The sequence below is a fragment of the Puia sp. P3 genome, assembly GCF_050632245.1.
Classification (GTDB): Bacteria; Bacteroidota; Bacteroidia; order Chitinophagales; family Chitinophagaceae; genus Puia.
This window is the reverse complement of record NZ_CP192583.1, coordinates 5,610,967-5,625,574: the sequence shown is the minus strand read 5'-3', so window position 1 is coordinate 5,625,574 and position 14,608 is coordinate 5,610,967. Positions and strand designations below refer to the sequence as shown.

The following is a 14,608-nucleotide window of genomic DNA, read 5'->3' as shown; positions in this document are numbered from 1 at the left end:
CTGGTGGCGGGGGTGTGGAAGTGACCGTTGGGATCCTTGAGGAGGAGTGTGTGGAGCTGAACAGGAGGTTTTTTACATTTAATACGAAGCACAGGCCTTATATTGTACTGAAGTGGGCACAGAGCGGGGACGGAAGGATTGCGGGGCCGGGCGAAGGGCGCGTGCTTATTTCCAATGAATATACCAACAGACTGGTTCACAGATGGCGGTCGGAAGAGGCGGCTATCCTGGTCGGGACGCGGACGGCGTTGATGGATGACCCCGCACTGACGGCGCGGCTGTGGAAGGGGCCGGATCCGGTGCGGCTGGTGGTCGACAAGGAGTTGTCGTTGCCGGCGTCGCTGAAACTGTTCGACGGAAAGGTGAGGACGATCGTATTCAATTCGTCGAGGCATGAGGAAGGGGATATGCTCTCTTATTATCAGCTGGCTGGGGACAGCAGTCTTGTTCACCAGCTGATGATCGCCCTGCACCGGCTGAAAATACAGAGTGTTTTGGTGGAAGGGGGCGCGCGTTTGCTGCAGTCCTTTATCGATGAGGGGTACTGGGATGAGGCGAGGGTAATTACGAATACTCAACTGGAATTGCCGGGCGGGTTGTCTGCGCCGGTGTTGGGTACTATACAGCCAATATCTCACGAAAGCCTGTTCACCGATACAATACGTTATTACAGGAATATATGACCGAACAGGAATTCTATTACACGATCGAAAAGGAGGCTATTGCCGAGTTCAAGGACAGGGGCAGTAAGTTTATCGGGTATGCCTGCCCGATAAAGAGTGTCGATGAGTTCAAGGACCGGCTGAACGAGATCAAGAAGGAGCATCCCAGGGCTACGCACCGATTGTTTCGCCTACCGGCTGGGTCTGGACGGAAATGTGTTCCGGGTGAGCGATGACGGGGAGCCTTCGGGGAGTGCGGGGCGGCCTATTCTCGGTCAGATAGACAGCAAGGAGCTGGTGAATACCCTTGTTGTAGTTGTGCGGTATTTCGGAGGGACTTTGCTGGGGGTGCCGGGGCTGATCAACGCTTATAAGTCGACTGCGGCACTGGCGCTGCAGATGACCCCGCTGGCGCAGAAGCAGGTGGAAAAAGAATATATAGTACAATTTGATTATACACAAGTAGGAGAGATCATGGCTGTGGTGAAGCAATACAATTGCCGGGTCGTGCGTCAGGAAATGCAACTTTTTTGCAGTATGACCATAGCCATCCCGAAGAACAGGGTGATGGAAACCGTTTATAAGTTACAGGAGATCAGGAATGTAGAGCTGAATCCCGTAGCGGGGTAGGAAGGTGTATACTATCGAAGCCGGATATCGCGTTCTTAGGGGTATCCAAAATTCTATCTTTTGAAAAAGCTCCTGTACCCTATTGCGCTGACCGCTGCGGTCATAACCCTCCTGGTATTTTATGCGTGTAATAAGAGTTCGTCTTCCGACAATGGGTCGATGACGACGAATCCCAACAATATTCCTGCCGAGCAGACGGTGACGGCCAGTTTACAGGGTCGCGTACTTGATGAAAAAGGGATGCCGGTACAGGGTGCTGCTGTGAGCAGCGGGTCGGCGACGACTACGACCGACGTGAATGGGGTCTTTTCGTTTTCCAAGATATCGATGTCGAGCCGGTTTGGTTTCGTGAAGGTGAGCAAGGCCGGTTATTTTACGGGTTCAAGGAGCATCATTACCAATGGAGGCGCCTCAAATTACGTTAGCATACAGCTGGTGCCCAGGGTGTTAACCGGTAGTTTTGGGGCTGCTGCGGGCAAGAAGGTGCTGGTTAAGACCGGTGATACAGCGGATTTCACGGGCAGCAGTTTTGTCAACGCTTCGACGAATGCCGCCTATACCGGGAACGTAAATGTATATGCTACTTATCTCGATCCGACGGATGTCAATCTTTATAAATACATGCCCGGTGATCTGAGGGGTATCGGTACGGACGGTAAGGAAACGGCTCTGCAGAGTTTTGGAATGCTGGGTGTAGAGCTGCAGGGGGATGCGGGGGAGAAGCTTCAACTGGCTTCGGGTGCGAAGGCAACGCTCACGTGGGCGATACCGGCGGCCCTGCAGACTGCGGCGCCGGCTACCATTCCCTTATGGTATTTCAATGACTCGAGCGGGCGGTGGATCCAGGAGGGGAGTGCTATACGCGTGGGGAACAGCTATGTGGGCCAGGTGGGGCATTTCTCGTACTGGAACTGTGACGCGGCTTCGGGTACGGTCAATTTTAAAGTTCACGTGAAGGACCAGCATGGGAATCCGCTGGCGTATACGTATATACAGTTTCAGTCACAGAGTTGGGGGACGCGCGGGGGTATACGGACTATGACGGTTTTGCACAGGGGTTGATCCCGAAGGGGCAGGCGCTGGTGATGCAGGTGGTGACGGAATGCGGGAGTATGATAGCGGGTGCGAATGTTGGGCCGGCGGTGTCTGATCAGGACCTTGGGACGCTGACTGTAGCTATCGAACATGCCAGCGTCGTTGTGAAAGGGACCGTAGTAGACTGCAGTCTCAATCCGGTGGACAGCGGCGTTGTCTCGGTGCATATCGATGGCCTGAATTACAATGCTGCCGTGATAAAGGGGGCGTTCATGCTGCCGGTCACCCGTTAGTTCCAGTTCGTCGACTACGGCGTTGTTGACGCCGGTCGACTTTAAGTCATCGCAGCAGGGCGGTCAGGTGTCAGTTGCGGTGGGTTCGGCCGATACAGTGGATGCGGGTAAATTAACGGCCTGTGGGGTTACCATTGATCAGTTCATCCAGTTCAGTGTCGGGGGGAGCACGTACAACCTGACGACGCCGCCCGACGATATAGAAGAAAATGTTTATAGTGGAATAACCTATCTCAGCGGCTATCAGACCAACTCCGGTCAGACGTGGATCAATATGCAATTTGCGCAGTTGAACGGTACGACGGGGACGGTGCAGGATTCGATAACCGTCCATGTGCCTACGTCTTATTATGGAGGGGCTTATCTTAAATGTACCATCACTTCCTTTGGCCCTGTGGGCGGCGTTATAGAAGGCAGTTTTACCGGTCCTGTTTATGGTCAGTCGGGCCCGCAGCAGACGATAACGGGTAGTTTTAAGATAAAGAGGACCAATTAGGATAACCAGGGCGATCGACTAGGAAGTAAACCTGTCGCTGACTACGAGGTCTTTGCTGCCTGGGGTGTATTTATAGAATCCTTCACCGCTTTTTACGCCGAGGTATCCGGCTGTCACCATGTTGACGAGCAGGGGACAGGGGGCGTATTTCGGGTTGCCGAATCCGTCCTGGAGTACGCGGAGGATATAGAGGCAGACGTCGAGGCCGATAAAGTCGGCCAGTTGCAGCGGACCCATGGGGTGGGCCATTCCCAATTTCATTACGGTATCGATCTCCTGTACGCCGGCGACGCCTTCGAAGAGGCTGCTGATGGCTTCGTTGATCATGGGCATGAGGATGCGGTTGGCGATGAAGCCAGGGTAGTCGTTGACGACGCAGGGAACTTTTCCGAGTTGTTCGGAGAGGGCGGTCATTTTTTTGGTGACGGCCTGATCCGTTGCGTAGCCGTTGATGATCTCGACCAGTCGCATGACGGGTACAGGGTTCATGAAGCTGGAGTCCGATGACGGACTGGGGGCGCCGGGTGACTGCGGCGATACGTGTGATGGATATCGACGAGGTATTGGAGGCGAGGATGGCGGACTGAGGAGCGCGTTCGTCCAGCTGGCGGAAGATATTGAGTTTGAGATCGACGTTCTCCGTGGCTGCTTCGACGACGAGGTCGGCATTTGCGACGCCTTCGGCGAGGTTTGCGGAGGTGGTGATGGAGTCGAGGGTGGACTGTTTGTCCTGGTCGGTGATGGCGCCTTTGGCGATCTGTCGGTCGAGGTTCTGGGCAATCGTTCGGAGCGCTTTTTCCAGTTGTGCGGGTTGGGTATCGATGAGGGTGACGGAGAATCCTTTCTGTGCGAAGACGTGGGCGATGCCATTACCCATGGTACCGGCGCCGATAACGGAGATGTTATGCATATGGCTTATGCGGGATTGATTTCGCGCGAAGTTAGTTGTTGTTTCGGAAATCGCCTCGTTTCCAGGCCTGGATAAACTCGGCCCAGGCGAGGGGGTTGAAGATATTCTGAGGGGGGGCCTGTCCCTGGTAGGAGTAGCGGGTGGCGCTTTGGCGGAGATAGGTGGAGGCGGCTTCGCCTGCGCTGGCGGGCAGGCTTCGGGCGAGGACGCGGCGTTTGGCGACGTCGTTATTTTGCCGGGCGATCTCGATGTCGTCGTCGGGGACTTTGGTGTTGACAAAGTCCCGTTCGAACTGTTCGCGTGTCGGCCGGGGCCGAATGATGGTAGCGGGCAGGTATTGTGCGTCGGTGACCATCAGTTGGATGACGCTGTATTGATTGCCGTGGAAAGTGTCGGGGACGTTAAGGGTAAATGCTTTGTAGCCGACGCTGGAAAATTCGATGATATCGCCTTTGAGGACGACGATGGAGAAGACGCCCTGGTCGTTGGAGTAGGTGCCCTGGTTACGTCCTTTTACGACTACGCTGACGGCCGGTATTCCTTTCAGGCTATCGGCTGTCATAATGACGCCATATAATTGTACCACAGAGTCTTTTAGCTTGTCGAACTGGGCGTGAGCGGCGAACGGGGCGGACAGCAGAAGAACGTATAGTACAATTTTTTTCATTCGGTCAAAATTAACTTTTAAACCCGAGAACCGGATGGAGTTTATTTTTTTGCCACCGTTCGAATCTTGAACAAATTACGGAGGTCATTGGTTAATTTTGTCTCAAAATAGAGTTTTTAACAAAATCTTGCTAATGACGGCGGAAAAAGTTTTAGAGGCCCTCGGGAATGTTCAGGAACCGGATCTGGGTAACGACATTGTGACATTAAAAATGGTTAAAGATCTGACCATCGATGGGAATTATGTGTCCTTTACGGTGGTGCTGACGACTCCGGCCTGTCCGATGAAGGATCATATTAAGAATGCGTGTATCAATGCGGTACGACTGCTGGTAAATAAAGATGCGACGGTAAAGGTGAATTTTACGGCCAATACGACGTCCCAGCGAAAGGATTCGCGCGAGACGCTGCCTAAGGTGAAGAATATCATTGCGGTGGTTAGTGGCAAGGGTGGCGTAGGGAAGAGCACGGTGGCGGCGAATTTCGCGATGGCGCTGGCCAGGGGCGGGGCGAGCGTGGGGTTGATGGATGCGGACATATACGGACCAAGTGTTCCGATAATGTTTGGGGTGCGGGGCGAGCGTCCGAAGATGATGGCTGGCGGCGAAAATGGGAAGGGGCTGATCGTACCGCTGGAGAAGTTTGGTATCAAGCTGATGAGCATAGGGTTACTGGTAGATGAAAAAATGCCGTGGTCTGGCGCGGGCCGATGGCGAGCAGTGCGATCCGCCAGTTCGTAACCGATGTCTACTGGGATGAGCTGGATTATCTGGTGATCGATATGCCTCCGGGAACGGGTGATATTCATCTGACCCTGATGCAGCTGGTGCCGGTGACGGGAGTGATCGTGGTGACGACGCCGCAGGATGTGGCGCTGGCGGATGCGAAGAAGGGATTGCGATGTTCGGTCAGGCGCAGCTGAAAGTGCCGATCATCGGCCTGGTAGAGAATATGAGCTATTTTACTCCGGCGGAGCTGCCCGATAACAGGTATTATATTTTTGGAAAGGAGGGTGGAAAGAGACTGGCTGAGGAGTACGATATACCTTTCCTGGGCCAGATACCGTTGGTTCAGAGTATCCGGGAGGGTGGAGACTACGGGGTGCCGATCATGGCGGGTGATGATGCGGTGACGAAGAAGGCGTTCTCGGATTTTGCGGGGAATGCGGCGAGGAGTATTGCGATGGTCAACGCGAATATGAACAGGGAGAAGGTGGTGGAGGTTGTGGGATAGAGTGTTTGCCGTGGCGGAGGAAGGTCAGAGGGGTTGTTTCTGCCGGCAGAAGTTGAAGAAGATGCGGATGATGGTCAGAAAGGAGGCGGTGTTACGGGGTGGATCGGGGTGAATTGAGAATTTAATAACTTTGGCGGATGTACATCCCCCGCCGATATGAAGAAAAGGATAAGGCGACTATCCATGCCTTTATCAAAGAAAATTCCTTTGCTATTTTGGTTTCGGTAAAAGACGGTGTGCCGCTGGGTACGCATATCCCGCTGCAGCTGGAGAAGAATGCCGCGGGGGAGGACGTGCTGATGGGGCATATCTCGAAAGGGAATGAGCAGAAGTATACGCTGGTGGATGGGGCGAAGGTGCTGGCTATTTTTCCCGGGCCGCACGCGTATGTTTCGCCGCGATGGTATACGGAGATGAAGGTGCCTACGTGGAACTATATTTCAGTACACATTTATGGGAGGGTAAGGATCGTGGAGGGGGAAGAGCTGCGGGCGGCTTTGTCCCGGCTGATGGATACATATGAGCAGCATATGCCCAGGCCGGTGACGATGGGGGAAATACCGGAGAAGGCACTGAATGATGATCTGAGGGGTATTGTAGGTTTTGAGATCAGCATGGAGGAGGTACAGGCGGCTTATAAGCTGAGTCAGAACCGGGATAAGGAGAGTTATCACCATGTGGTGGAGGAACTGGATAAGGGGAATGAGGTATCGAAGAAAGTAGCGGTGGAGATGAAGAGGAGACGTGGACCCACGGCGGAGGAGTGAGCGGCCCGGTGGGGAAGAGGAGAAATAATCCTATTTTTGGCGAATGACACGTCAGCAGCTAGTAGCCCAGATACGGAGTGTAGGGTCATATCTTTGTGTAGGACTTGACAGTGACAGCACGAAGATACCCGCCCATCTTCATTCGCATAAAGATCCGGTTTTCGAGTTCAACAAGCAAATCATCGACGCCACGAAGGATCATTGTGTGGCCTACAAGATAAATACCGCATTTTATGAGGCCGACGGGTTAAAAGGCTGGGAGACGATGGAGAAGACGGTCAATTATATTCCTTCCACTCATTTTACCATTGCCGATGCCAAAAGGGGAGATATCGGCAATACGTCCTCCCAGTATGCGCGTGCTTTTTTCGAGACATTGGCTTTCGATGCCGTTACGGTCGCTCCTTACATGGGAGAGGACAGTGTGCGGCCTTTTCTGGAATACAGGGACAAGTGGACGATCCTGCTGGGGCTGACCTCTAATTCGGGGGCCCGGGATTTCGAGCTGCAGGAGGCCGGAGACGGATTGTTATACGAGCAGGTGCTGATGAAGGCGGCGGTATGGGGTAGTCCTGAGAATTTGATGTTCGTTATAGGCGCCACTCAGGCGGAGGCCTTTCGCAATGTCCGCCGGTTGACGCCGGATCATTTTTATCTGGTTCCCGGTGTGGGGGCGCAGGGGGGAGTCTGGAGGAGATCTCGAGGCGGGCGATGAACGGGGACGTGGGTCTGCTGGTGAATGCGAGCAGGGCTGTTATTTATGCTTCGGCCGGGGAAGATTTTGCTGCAGCTGGCGGCGAAGGCTGCGGAGGGGTATCACCGTGAGATGCAGGGGTATCTGTAAATTCCTTTTCACTTTTTGCGATCACGAGGGTGGCTACGCCGTTGCCGATGATATTGGTGATGGCGCGGGCTTCGCTCATGAATTTGTCTACGGCCGGAGGAAGGCGAGGCCTTCCACGGGTATCCTTTGGATGGCGGTGAGGGTAGAGGCCAGGACGATGAAGCCGCTGCCGGTGACGCCTGCGGCGCCTTTGGAAGTAACCATTAGGATGCCGAGGATGGTGAGGAGTTCGCCTGCGGAGAGGTGGACGTTGTATAGCTGGGCGAGGAAGATAGTGGCCATGGAGAGATAGATGGAGGTGCCGTCGAGGTTGAAGGAGTAGCCGGTGGGTACGACCAGTGCCTACGACCGGCTGGCTGCAGCCCATTTGTTCGAGCCGGGCCATGAGGGAGGGAAGGGCTGCTTCGGAGGATGATGTGCCGAGAACGATGAGGATCTCTTCGCGTATATTTTTAAGGTAGGTGAAGACGTTGAGTTTGAAATAGCGAAGGATGAGGCCCAGGACGATGACGACGAAGAGGGCCATGGTGAGGTAGACGGAGCCCATGAGTTTGGCCAGTGGGATAAGTGTCTTTATCCCATATTTACCGATGGTGAAGGCCATGCCGCCGAAGGCGCCCAGGGGCGCGAGGGAGCATGACGTAGCGCAGGAGCCGGAAGACGAACTTGCTGGCCTTGTGGAAGGCGTCGGTGGTCTTTGTTTTGTTTGGGATAAGGCTAATGACGATGCCCGTGAGGATGGCCAGCGCCAGCACCTGAAGGGTTAAGTTCGTCCTGAAAAATTGAATCCAGTTGAAACCATGTGCGCCCTGGCTGGTGTATTTGGTGGCGTCCTGGATGGGGAGCCCGGTCTTGTCGATCTCGCCGGGGCGGAGGAGGTAGGCTACGGCGATGCCGATGGCCAGTGAGACGGTCGTGACGATCTCGAAATAGAGCAGGGCTTTGACGCCTATGCGACCGACTTTCTTTAGGTCACTCATCCCGCTGATGCCGGAGACGATGGTAAGGAAAATGATAAAGGGGATGAAGAGTTTTACGAGGTTGACGAACTGTACGCCCATCCATTCGGTTTTTACGGCGACGGCGGGCGCGAAGTAGCCGAGAAGGACAGCACCTATAAGGGCGATCAGAACTATCCATGTCAGATTGCGGGAGAATCGGTCGAGTACGGAGGTTCTCATATTTGTTGCAGGATATCGCAAAAGCGGAAGACGTCTTCGAATGAGTTGTACATAGGGGTGGGGGCTACGCGGACTACGCCCGGTTCGCGCCAGTCGACTACGATACCGGCGTCGATCATGCGCTGGTGGATGGGTTTCCCTTCCGGTCCGAAATAGAGGGAGAGCTGTGCGGCCCGCCGGTGGGGTTCGGAGGGGGTGATGATCTTAAATATCGGGTTGTCGATGGAGGTGAGCTGGTGGTAGAGATATTCGGTGAGTTCGCGGCTTTTTGTCTGCAGGGTTGATATGCCGGCCTCGTCGAAGAGGGTGAGGGAGGCTTTTAGTGCGACCATATTGAAGACCTGGGCCGTGCTCATGCTCCAGCCTTCGGCTGTGGGTTTGGGGACGAAGCCTTTTTCCATTTTAAAGCGGCTGGATTCGTCGTTGCCCCACCATCCGCCGAGTCGGGCGAGGTGCGTGTCTTTGACGAAGCGTTCAGTGAATGAAGGCGCCGCCGGCTGCGCCGGGTCCGCCGTTGAGATATTTGTACGAGCACCATACGGCGAAGTCTACGTCCCAGTCGTGGAGACGCAGCGGGGCGTTGCCGATGGCGTGTGCGAGGTCGAAGCTCGCCAGGGCGCCGGCTTTGTGGGCGGCGGTTGTGATGGCGGCCATGTCGAAGAAGCTGGCCGGTATAGTAGTTGATGCCACCGAGCAATACCAGGGGCGAGGTGGTCCTTGTGTTCGTCGATGGCCTTTAGTATGTCTTCTTCGCGGATGGTGTCTTCGCCTTCGCGCGGCCGTATCTCGATGACGGCGTCGGCGGGGTTGAAGCCGTGCCATCCGGACTGGGTTTCGACGACGTACTGGTCGGAGGGGAAGGCTCCGGCTTCGATGAGAATCTTATACCGCTGTTGTGTAGGGCGATAGAAGGTGAGGAGCAGGAGGTGGAGGTTGACGGTCAGGGCGTTCATGACCGTTACTTCGTCTTCGAGGCAGCCTGCGATGCGGGCGAGGGATGGCCGGAGTGACTGCGGGAAGGTCATCCAGGGGTTGCGGGCCTGCCAGTAGCCATGGATGGCGAGGTTTTGCCAGTCCTGCAGTTCCTGCTGAAAGTAGTCGGCGGTGTGGCGGGGCTGCAGGCCGAGGGAGTTGCCGCAGAAATATATGGATTGGCTGTCGCCGCTGGGGGAGAGGGGAAGTAGAACCGGGAGCGAAAGCTGCTGAGCTTGTCCTCCCGGTCTTTTTGCTGCGCGTATTCGAGCGTGGCTGTGGCTATCGTTGATACCTGCATTTCCGAGATTTTATAGAAATGCAAGATATGGTATTAATGCGTTAAATGTTGTTAGGTGCGGGCCTAGGTAGTTTTGTCGTCATCCTTGTCGTCTTTGTCCTTTTCCTTGTCTTTTTCTCCCTTGTCCTTTCCTGTGCCATAGTGGGATAGGCGGACGGTGCCAAAGCTGCTCTTGATCTTTATTTTCGCCTTGCCTTCGCCGGCCCTGCCGCTGTAGTCTTTGTCGAATTTGGGACCGAAGTCGTCGCCGCCTTCGGGTCTGTTCTCGGCGATGTTAAAGCCGCTTTCGTTGCGGAAGCTGCCAAAGCTGGTGTGGACGTCGATGTCGGCGGATAGGTTCTGGTCGACGACCATGCGAACGGTGGAATAGGATTCGAAGACGGAGAGGTCCTGGATATTGTTGGCGACGTTGAACTGTACGTTGCCTGAGAACTCGCTGGTGATCTTTACGTTCCCATTCACCTTGCCGATGCGGGACTGGTCGTTGTATTTGAAGAGGATCTTGCCGTTGTTGATCTCGGTGATAAAGGCTTTGCCAAATTCGACGTCGATGAAGTCGACGTTGTCGAGTTTGCCGGTGTTGAGGCTGCCGAATTTGCTGCTGAGCGAAATCGGGCCTTTGAAGTCGGTGACGCCTATTTTGCCGAAGCTGTTCTCTATTTCGAGGCGATTACCGGTGGGCATATGAACCACGTAGTCGATGTAGAAGGACCGGTCGCCTTCGCCGTTCTTTTTACCGCCGTTGCCATTCTGGATCTCGTCGACGGTGGTCTTGAAGGTGATGGTATGGGCTTCTTTGGATTCCTTTACGTCGAGCTTTTCCATTATCTCTTTTGCCTTGTCTTCGTTGGATGCCCGGGCGCCGATCTCGATGTCCACGGTTATCTCCTCCTTGTCCCATGTGCTGACGGATACGTTACCAAACTGGTTGTATATCTGAAGCTTGTCGTCGGCTGTTACGGGGTAGGATTTGTTGATCATCCGTTGTCTTCTCACCTGCTGGGCTTGTGCCTGCGGGGGAAGGAGGATGGCCGAGAGGGCGAGAACGGCAATAAAACTAGATAGTTTTATATGCTTTTTCATATTCTATTTTTTAGTATGATTTATTTGTCTAACGATTTCGAGCTGGTGATTCAGGAGTTCCATCTGCAGCTGGAGGTTCTGAAGCATCGCTTCGAGTAGTTGCTCGCGGTTAGGGTTGTTGGGCAGTTGTCCCCGGAGGTCGTGGTAGACGCTGTCGAGTTTGTAGACGTCGGAGGCGAACTGTTTGTAGAGGAGGGGTTCGTCCTTCTCTATGGTCTTTAGTTCTTTGTGTTTTATCTCGACGAGTTTGGCGTAGTGGTACATCTCTTCGTCCATGGAAGACTCGAGTTCCTTGTTGTCATTCCTGGGCCGGATGGCTGCGAGGGCCGAAGAATCGGAATTGTGGTCAGCACCGGCCGGCGCGGGTGTTTGGGCGAGGTTGTTCTTTGAGTTGTTGGTGTCCGGGTTATTGGTGTCCGTGGCCGCCGGGGATGTGGTAGTCCTTTGGGCGGTGTCGGGCTGTGTGGTTTTGCTGGTCCTGAGGTACCACAGGGCGCCTCCCAGCAGAAGGATGACGGCGGCGGCTACGCTATACTTCCTCCAATGGCTCTGCATCCGGACCACGGGGGTCGGTTTTTTGCCGGGTTCCAGGTCCTCCCTGATCTTATCCCAGATGCTGAGGTCCGGCTCTTCGGAGTCAAACTCTTCCCGGTGGTCACTGACAAATTGTTTTAACCTGTCGTTCATGATACTCCTTGTTTTATAAATTGTAACAATTTTTGTTTTGCGCGCATGTACTGTGTTCTCACGGTGGCATGCGATACCTGCAGGATCTCTGCTATTTCTTCCCTGGTCGTAGCCTTCGAAAGGTAGAGGGTCAGGACGGTGCGATATCCGTTGGGCAGCAGGGTCACTGCTTTTTTATCTCTTCTACTTTCAGGCCGATCTCCTGTTCGTCGATGCTGTCTTCTTCGGGCAGGTGGCCGATGTTAGTTTGTCGATGTCGATAAGGTCCATTTTTCGGCGGCGCAGCTGGTTGATGGATTTGTTGATGACGATCCTTTTCAGCCAGGCTCCGAAGGTGGATTTGTAGTGAAAATCCTCAAGGGAGCGGAACGCGTCGGTGAATGCTTCCTGTGTTACGTCCTCCGCATCGCCGGTATGGTTGACAATGCGCAGGCTGGTGTTGTACATCGCCTTTGCATATTTTTGGTACAGCGCTGCATATGCCCGGGAATCCCCTTTTTGCAGCGTTCCACCAATTCGTCGTGTAGTATTGGTTCAGTTATCTCCAATTCGGCCATTTTAGCGTTCATGTGCTGTCAGAGCTGGGCTTTGCGCCTGTCTCTGAGTTAAATACACAGGTGTTTTCCCGATGTTGCATCCCATCCCAGCCTTTTTCTTATTTTGCGGGTAAATAAATGCCCTTGCCATGGCTGCGACACCGAATCCTAGTCTAAAGGTAGATATTTTCCAGAGCCCGGATTACTTCCAAGTGGATGATTTACTGACAGATGAGCACAAACTCGTCCGGGATTCCGTGCGAAGTTATGTGAAGAAGGAAATTTCGCCCATTATCGAGGATTATGCTCAGCGCGCGGAGTTCCCCCAGCAGATAGTCAAGCAGTTGGGGGAGATGGGGTGTTTTGGGCCTACTATTCCAGCTGAATATGGCGGTGGGGGGCTGGACTATATCAGTTATGGTCTGATGATGCAGGAGCTGGAAAGGGGGGATAGCGGGGTGAGGAGTACGGCCAGTGTCCAGGGCTCGCTGGTGATGTTCCCGATCTATCAATATGGTAGTGAGGAGCAGCGGCGGAAATATCTTCCGAAGCTGGCCAGCGGGGAGTGGCTGGGGTGTTTTGGTCTTACGGAGCCCAATCATGGGAGCGACCCGGCGGGGATGCTGAGTAATTTTACCGATGCGGGCGATCATGTTGTCCTCAATGGCAGCAAGATGTGGATCAGCAACGCTCCTTTTTCCCGGGTAGCGGTGGTGTGGGCAAAGGATGAGGAGGGTGAGATCAGGGGGCTGATCGTTGAAAGGGGGATGGAAGGGTTTTCGACGCCTACCACTCATGGAAAGTGGAGTCTGCGGGCGTCGGCCACGGGGAGCTGGTTTTTGACCATGTAAAGGTGCCGAAGGCTAATATTTTACCGAATATCAAGGGGTTGAAGGGGCCATTGAGCTGTCTGACCAAGGCGAGGTTCGGGATCGCGTGGGGAGTGGTCGGTGCGGCGATGGATTGTTATGATACGGCGCTGCGGTACAGTAAGGAGCGCATACAGTTCGACAGGCCCATCGGTGGTTTTCAACTGCAGCAGAAGAAGCTGGCGGAGATGATCACGGAGATCACGAAGGCGCAGTTGCTGAACTGGAGGCTGGGGGTGCTGATGAATGACGGGAAGGCGACACCGTCGCAGGTGTCGATGGCCAAGCGGAATGGTTGTGAAATTGCTTCGCAGATAGCCCATGACGCCCGGCAAATACTGGGAGGCATGGGGATCACGGGGGAATATCCGATCATGCGGCATATGATGAATATCGAGAGTGTGATCACTTATGAGGGAACGCATGACGTACATTTGCTGATCACGGGAATGGATATTACCGGATTAAATGCATTTAAATGAAGATTTTTCTGATAGGATTTATGGGGTCGGGGAAGACGCACTGGGGCAGACAGCTTTCGGCGAAGCTGGGGTTGCCTTTTTACGATCTGGACAGTGTGATCGTGGAGAGGGAGCACCGGACGGTAGCGGATATCTTTGAAGAGAGCGGGGAGGAGTATTTCCGATACCAGGAGAAAGAGATGCTGGAGGCGATCGTGGTGGAGATGGAGAGTTTCATCCTGTCGTGCGGCGGGGGGACGCCCTGTTTCTTCAACAATATCGAGTTCATGAAAAAGAGCGGGAAGGTGATCTGGTTGAATACGTCGGTGGATATACTGAAACAGCGGTTATTAAAGGAGAGGCAGACGAGGCCGCTGATCAGTGAGGTGAACGACGAAGAGCTGAGGAGGTATATTGTGAAGAAGCTGAGTGAGAGGAGGATGTACTATCAGCAGGCGGATGTGACGGTGACGGAAGAGAATACGAATTTAGAGGAGTTGATCCAGTTGTTGCTGAATGATCAGGAGTCGGACAGGATGAAGGAAGAATTGTGAATCTAAAGACAGAGGGATTACTTATGAAAAGGAATTTTCTATCAGTTGCGGCTTTTTGGGGGCGCTGTCGGTGGCGCTGGGAGCTTTTGCGGCGCACAAGCTGCGGGAGATGACGAGTCCGGAGACGGTGGCGATCTTCGAGACGGGTGTGCGATATCAGTTCTATCATGTTTTTGCGCTGCTTTTTGTGGCGTTCCTGTCGGATAAGATCCACAACAAGTGGATGATCTGGTCGGGGAATTGTTTTATCATGGGGATCGTTTTGTTCTGTGGTTCGCTGTATGCATTGACGGCGCTGGCGATTGCCGAGAGTACGCACAGGACGCTGGCGGGGATCATGACGCCGGTGGGTGGGGTGTTCTTTATTCTGGGGTGGTTGTTCCTTTATGTGGGGGTGAGTAAACGTGATAGATAACCGAACGAAGTGA

At 54.0% G+C, this 14,608-nt stretch carries 23 protein-coding genes and 3 pseudogenes; 14 read left to right on the top strand and 12 right to left on the bottom strand.

Annotated features, from left to right (window positions below):
* Positions 1-14 precede the first annotated feature (14 nt).
* From ACQ86N_RS35480 to ACQ86N_RS35455, 6 genes are read left to right on the top strand one after another with little or no spacing between them, the layout of a single operon-like run.
* Complete coding sequence (locus ACQ86N_RS35480; protein WP_431211178.1) at positions 15-683, top strand: RibD family protein; 669 nt, start codon at positions 15-17, stop codon at positions 681-683.
* On the top strand, positions 680-898 hold the full coding sequence (locus ACQ86N_RS35475) for a YigZ family protein (RefSeq protein ID WP_431211177.1): 219 nt from the start codon (positions 680-682) through the stop codon (positions 896-898). The genes ACQ86N_RS35480 and ACQ86N_RS35475 overlap by 4 nt, the downstream gene beginning before the upstream one ends.
* Positions 888-1,292: an IMPACT family protein gene (locus tag ACQ86N_RS35470; RefSeq protein ID WP_431211176.1), complete on the top strand. Its 405-nt coding sequence runs from the start codon at positions 888-890 to the stop codon at positions 1,290-1,292. Before ACQ86N_RS35475 ends, ACQ86N_RS35470 begins: the two co-directional genes overlap by 11 nt.
* A gap of 60 nt (positions 1,293-1,352) precedes the next feature.
* Positions 1,353-2,354: a carboxypeptidase-like regulatory domain-containing protein gene (locus tag ACQ86N_RS35465; RefSeq protein WP_431211175.1), complete on the top strand. Its 1,002-nt coding sequence runs from the start codon at positions 1,353-1,355 to the stop codon at positions 2,352-2,354.
* On the top strand, positions 2,303-2,620 hold the full coding sequence (locus tag ACQ86N_RS35460) for a hypothetical protein (RefSeq protein WP_431211174.1): 318 nt from the start codon (positions 2,303-2,305) through the stop codon (positions 2,618-2,620). Before ACQ86N_RS35465 ends, ACQ86N_RS35460 begins: the two co-directional genes overlap by 52 nt.
* A gap of 25 nt (positions 2,621-2,645) precedes the next feature.
* Positions 2,646-3,116, top strand: a complete 471-nt coding sequence (locus tag ACQ86N_RS35455) for a hypothetical protein (protein WP_431211173.1) — start codon at positions 2,646-2,648, stop codon at positions 3,114-3,116.
* Positions 3,117-3,134: 18 nt separating this feature from the next.
* On the opposite strand, the gene ACQ86N_RS35450 is transcribed toward ACQ86N_RS35455, so the two are convergent.
* The 3 genes and pseudogenes from ACQ86N_RS35450 to ACQ86N_RS35440 all read right to left on the bottom strand — a co-directional run bounded on the left by ACQ86N_RS35450 (position 3,135) and on the right by ACQ86N_RS35440 (position 4,693).
* A complete protein-coding gene (locus ACQ86N_RS35450) occupies positions 3,135-3,605 on the bottom strand; it encodes a 3-hydroxyacyl-CoA dehydrogenase family protein (protein ID WP_431211172.1) in 471 nt (156 codons plus the stop codon).
* Between the two features lie 64 nt (positions 3,606-3,669).
* A pseudogene (locus tag ACQ86N_RS35445) lies at positions 3,670-3,993 on the bottom strand (3-hydroxyacyl-CoA dehydrogenase family protein); the annotation flags it as partial.
* Between the two features lie 64 nt (positions 3,994-4,057).
* The gene (locus ACQ86N_RS35440) at positions 4,058-4,693 is read right to left on the bottom strand and encodes a carboxypeptidase-like regulatory domain-containing protein (protein ID WP_431211171.1); all 636 of its coding nucleotides are present in this window, start codon (positions 4,691-4,693) and stop codon (positions 4,058-4,060) included.
* Positions 4,694-4,826: 133 nt separating this feature from the next.
* Here ACQ86N_RS35440 and ACQ86N_RS35435 point away from each other — a divergent pair, with 133 nt between their 5' ends.
* The 4 genes and pseudogenes from ACQ86N_RS35435 (at position 4,827) to pyrF (ending at position 7,407) form a co-directional block, all read left to right on the top strand.
* Positions 4,827-5,432 (top strand): P-loop NTPase, encoded by a 606-nt coding sequence (locus ACQ86N_RS35435; RefSeq protein WP_431211170.1) that lies wholly within the window; start codon positions 4,827-4,829, stop codon positions 5,430-5,432.
* Positions 5,402-5,925, top strand: a pseudogene (locus tag ACQ86N_RS35430) (P-loop NTPase). The gene ACQ86N_RS35435 and the pseudogene ACQ86N_RS35430 overlap by 31 nt, the downstream one beginning before the upstream one ends.
* Positions 5,926-6,062: 137 nt before the next feature.
* Positions 6,063-6,692 carry an FMN-binding negative transcriptional regulator gene (locus ACQ86N_RS35425; RefSeq protein ID WP_431211169.1) on the top strand — a complete coding sequence of 210 codons (630 nt, stop codon included), beginning with the start codon at positions 6,063-6,065 and terminating at the stop codon, positions 6,690-6,692.
* A 43-nt stretch (positions 6,693-6,735) separates the two neighbouring features.
* Entirely contained in the window at positions 6,736-7,407 is a 672-nt protein-coding gene (gene pyrF, locus ACQ86N_RS35420; RefSeq protein ID WP_431211168.1) for an orotidine-5'-phosphate decarboxylase, read from the top strand.
* Between the two features lie 43 nt (positions 7,408-7,450).
* Here the strand turns inward: pyrF and ACQ86N_RS35415 are convergent.
* From ACQ86N_RS35415 to ACQ86N_RS35375, 9 genes and pseudogenes are all read right to left on the bottom strand, one after another.
* Positions 7,451-8,717 (bottom strand): annotated as a pseudogene (locus ACQ86N_RS35415) (cation:dicarboxylate symporter family transporter).
* On the bottom strand, positions 8,714-9,118 hold the full coding sequence (locus ACQ86N_RS35410; RefSeq protein ID WP_431211167.1) for an aminotransferase class V-fold PLP-dependent enzyme: 405 nt from the start codon (positions 9,116-9,118) through the stop codon (positions 8,714-8,716). The pseudogene ACQ86N_RS35415 and the gene ACQ86N_RS35410 overlap by 4 nt, the downstream one beginning before the upstream one ends.
* Before the next feature lie 73 nt (positions 9,119-9,191).
* Complete coding sequence (locus ACQ86N_RS35405) at positions 9,192-9,332, bottom strand: hypothetical protein (RefSeq protein WP_431217717.1); 141 nt, start codon at positions 9,330-9,332, stop codon at positions 9,192-9,194.
* Positions 9,266-9,742: a hypothetical protein gene (locus tag ACQ86N_RS35400; protein WP_431218030.1), complete on the bottom strand. Its 477-nt coding sequence runs from the start codon at positions 9,740-9,742 to the stop codon at positions 9,266-9,268. The genes ACQ86N_RS35405 and ACQ86N_RS35400 overlap by 67 nt, the downstream gene beginning before the upstream one ends.
* Positions 9,739-9,990: a hypothetical protein gene (locus ACQ86N_RS35395; RefSeq protein WP_431211166.1), complete on the bottom strand. Its 252-nt coding sequence runs from the start codon at positions 9,988-9,990 to the stop codon at positions 9,739-9,741. The genes ACQ86N_RS35400 and ACQ86N_RS35395 overlap by 4 nt, the downstream gene beginning before the upstream one ends.
* Positions 9,991-10,053: 63 nt before the next feature.
* Positions 10,054-11,073 carry a hypothetical protein gene (locus tag ACQ86N_RS35390; protein ID WP_431211165.1) on the bottom strand — a complete coding sequence of 340 codons (1,020 nt, stop codon included), beginning with the start codon at positions 11,071-11,073 and terminating at the stop codon, positions 10,054-10,056.
* A gap of 3 nt (positions 11,074-11,076) precedes the next feature.
* Positions 11,077-11,760, bottom strand: coding sequence for a hypothetical protein (locus ACQ86N_RS35385; protein WP_431211164.1), 684 nt, complete (start codon positions 11,758-11,760; stop codon positions 11,077-11,079).
* Positions 11,757-11,927 (bottom strand): RNA polymerase sigma factor, encoded by a 171-nt coding sequence (locus ACQ86N_RS35380; protein ID WP_431211163.1) that lies wholly within the window; start codon positions 11,925-11,927, stop codon positions 11,757-11,759. Before ACQ86N_RS35380 ends, ACQ86N_RS35385 begins: the two co-directional genes overlap by 4 nt.
* Positions 11,928-11,949: 22 nt before the next feature.
* On the bottom strand, positions 11,950-12,207 hold the full coding sequence (locus ACQ86N_RS35375; protein WP_431211162.1) for an RNA polymerase sigma factor: 258 nt from the start codon (positions 12,205-12,207) through the stop codon (positions 11,950-11,952).
* Between the two features lie 301 nt (positions 12,208-12,508).
* Between ACQ86N_RS35375 and ACQ86N_RS35370 the strand changes: the two genes are divergently transcribed.
* Genes ACQ86N_RS35370 through ACQ86N_RS35355 form a run of 4 tightly spaced genes read left to right on the top strand, consistent with a single transcriptional unit; the run spans position 12,509 to position 14,595 of the window.
* Complete coding sequence (locus ACQ86N_RS35370; protein ID WP_431211161.1) at positions 12,509-13,147, top strand: acyl-CoA dehydrogenase family protein; 639 nt, start codon at positions 12,509-12,511, stop codon at positions 13,145-13,147.
* Positions 13,099-13,647 carry an acyl-CoA dehydrogenase family protein gene (locus ACQ86N_RS35365; RefSeq protein WP_431211160.1) on the top strand — a complete coding sequence of 183 codons (549 nt, stop codon included), beginning with the start codon at positions 13,099-13,101 and terminating at the stop codon, positions 13,645-13,647. Before ACQ86N_RS35370 ends, ACQ86N_RS35365 begins: the two co-directional genes overlap by 49 nt.
* Complete coding sequence (locus tag ACQ86N_RS35360) at positions 13,644-14,180, top strand: shikimate kinase (RefSeq protein WP_431211159.1); 537 nt, start codon at positions 13,644-13,646, stop codon at positions 14,178-14,180. Before ACQ86N_RS35365 ends, ACQ86N_RS35360 begins: the two co-directional genes overlap by 4 nt.
* A gap of 55 nt (positions 14,181-14,235) precedes the next feature.
* A complete protein-coding gene (locus tag ACQ86N_RS35355) occupies positions 14,236-14,595 on the top strand; it encodes a DUF423 domain-containing protein (protein WP_431211158.1) in 360 nt (119 codons plus the stop codon).
* The last annotated feature ends 13 nt before the right edge of the window (positions 14,596-14,608 follow it).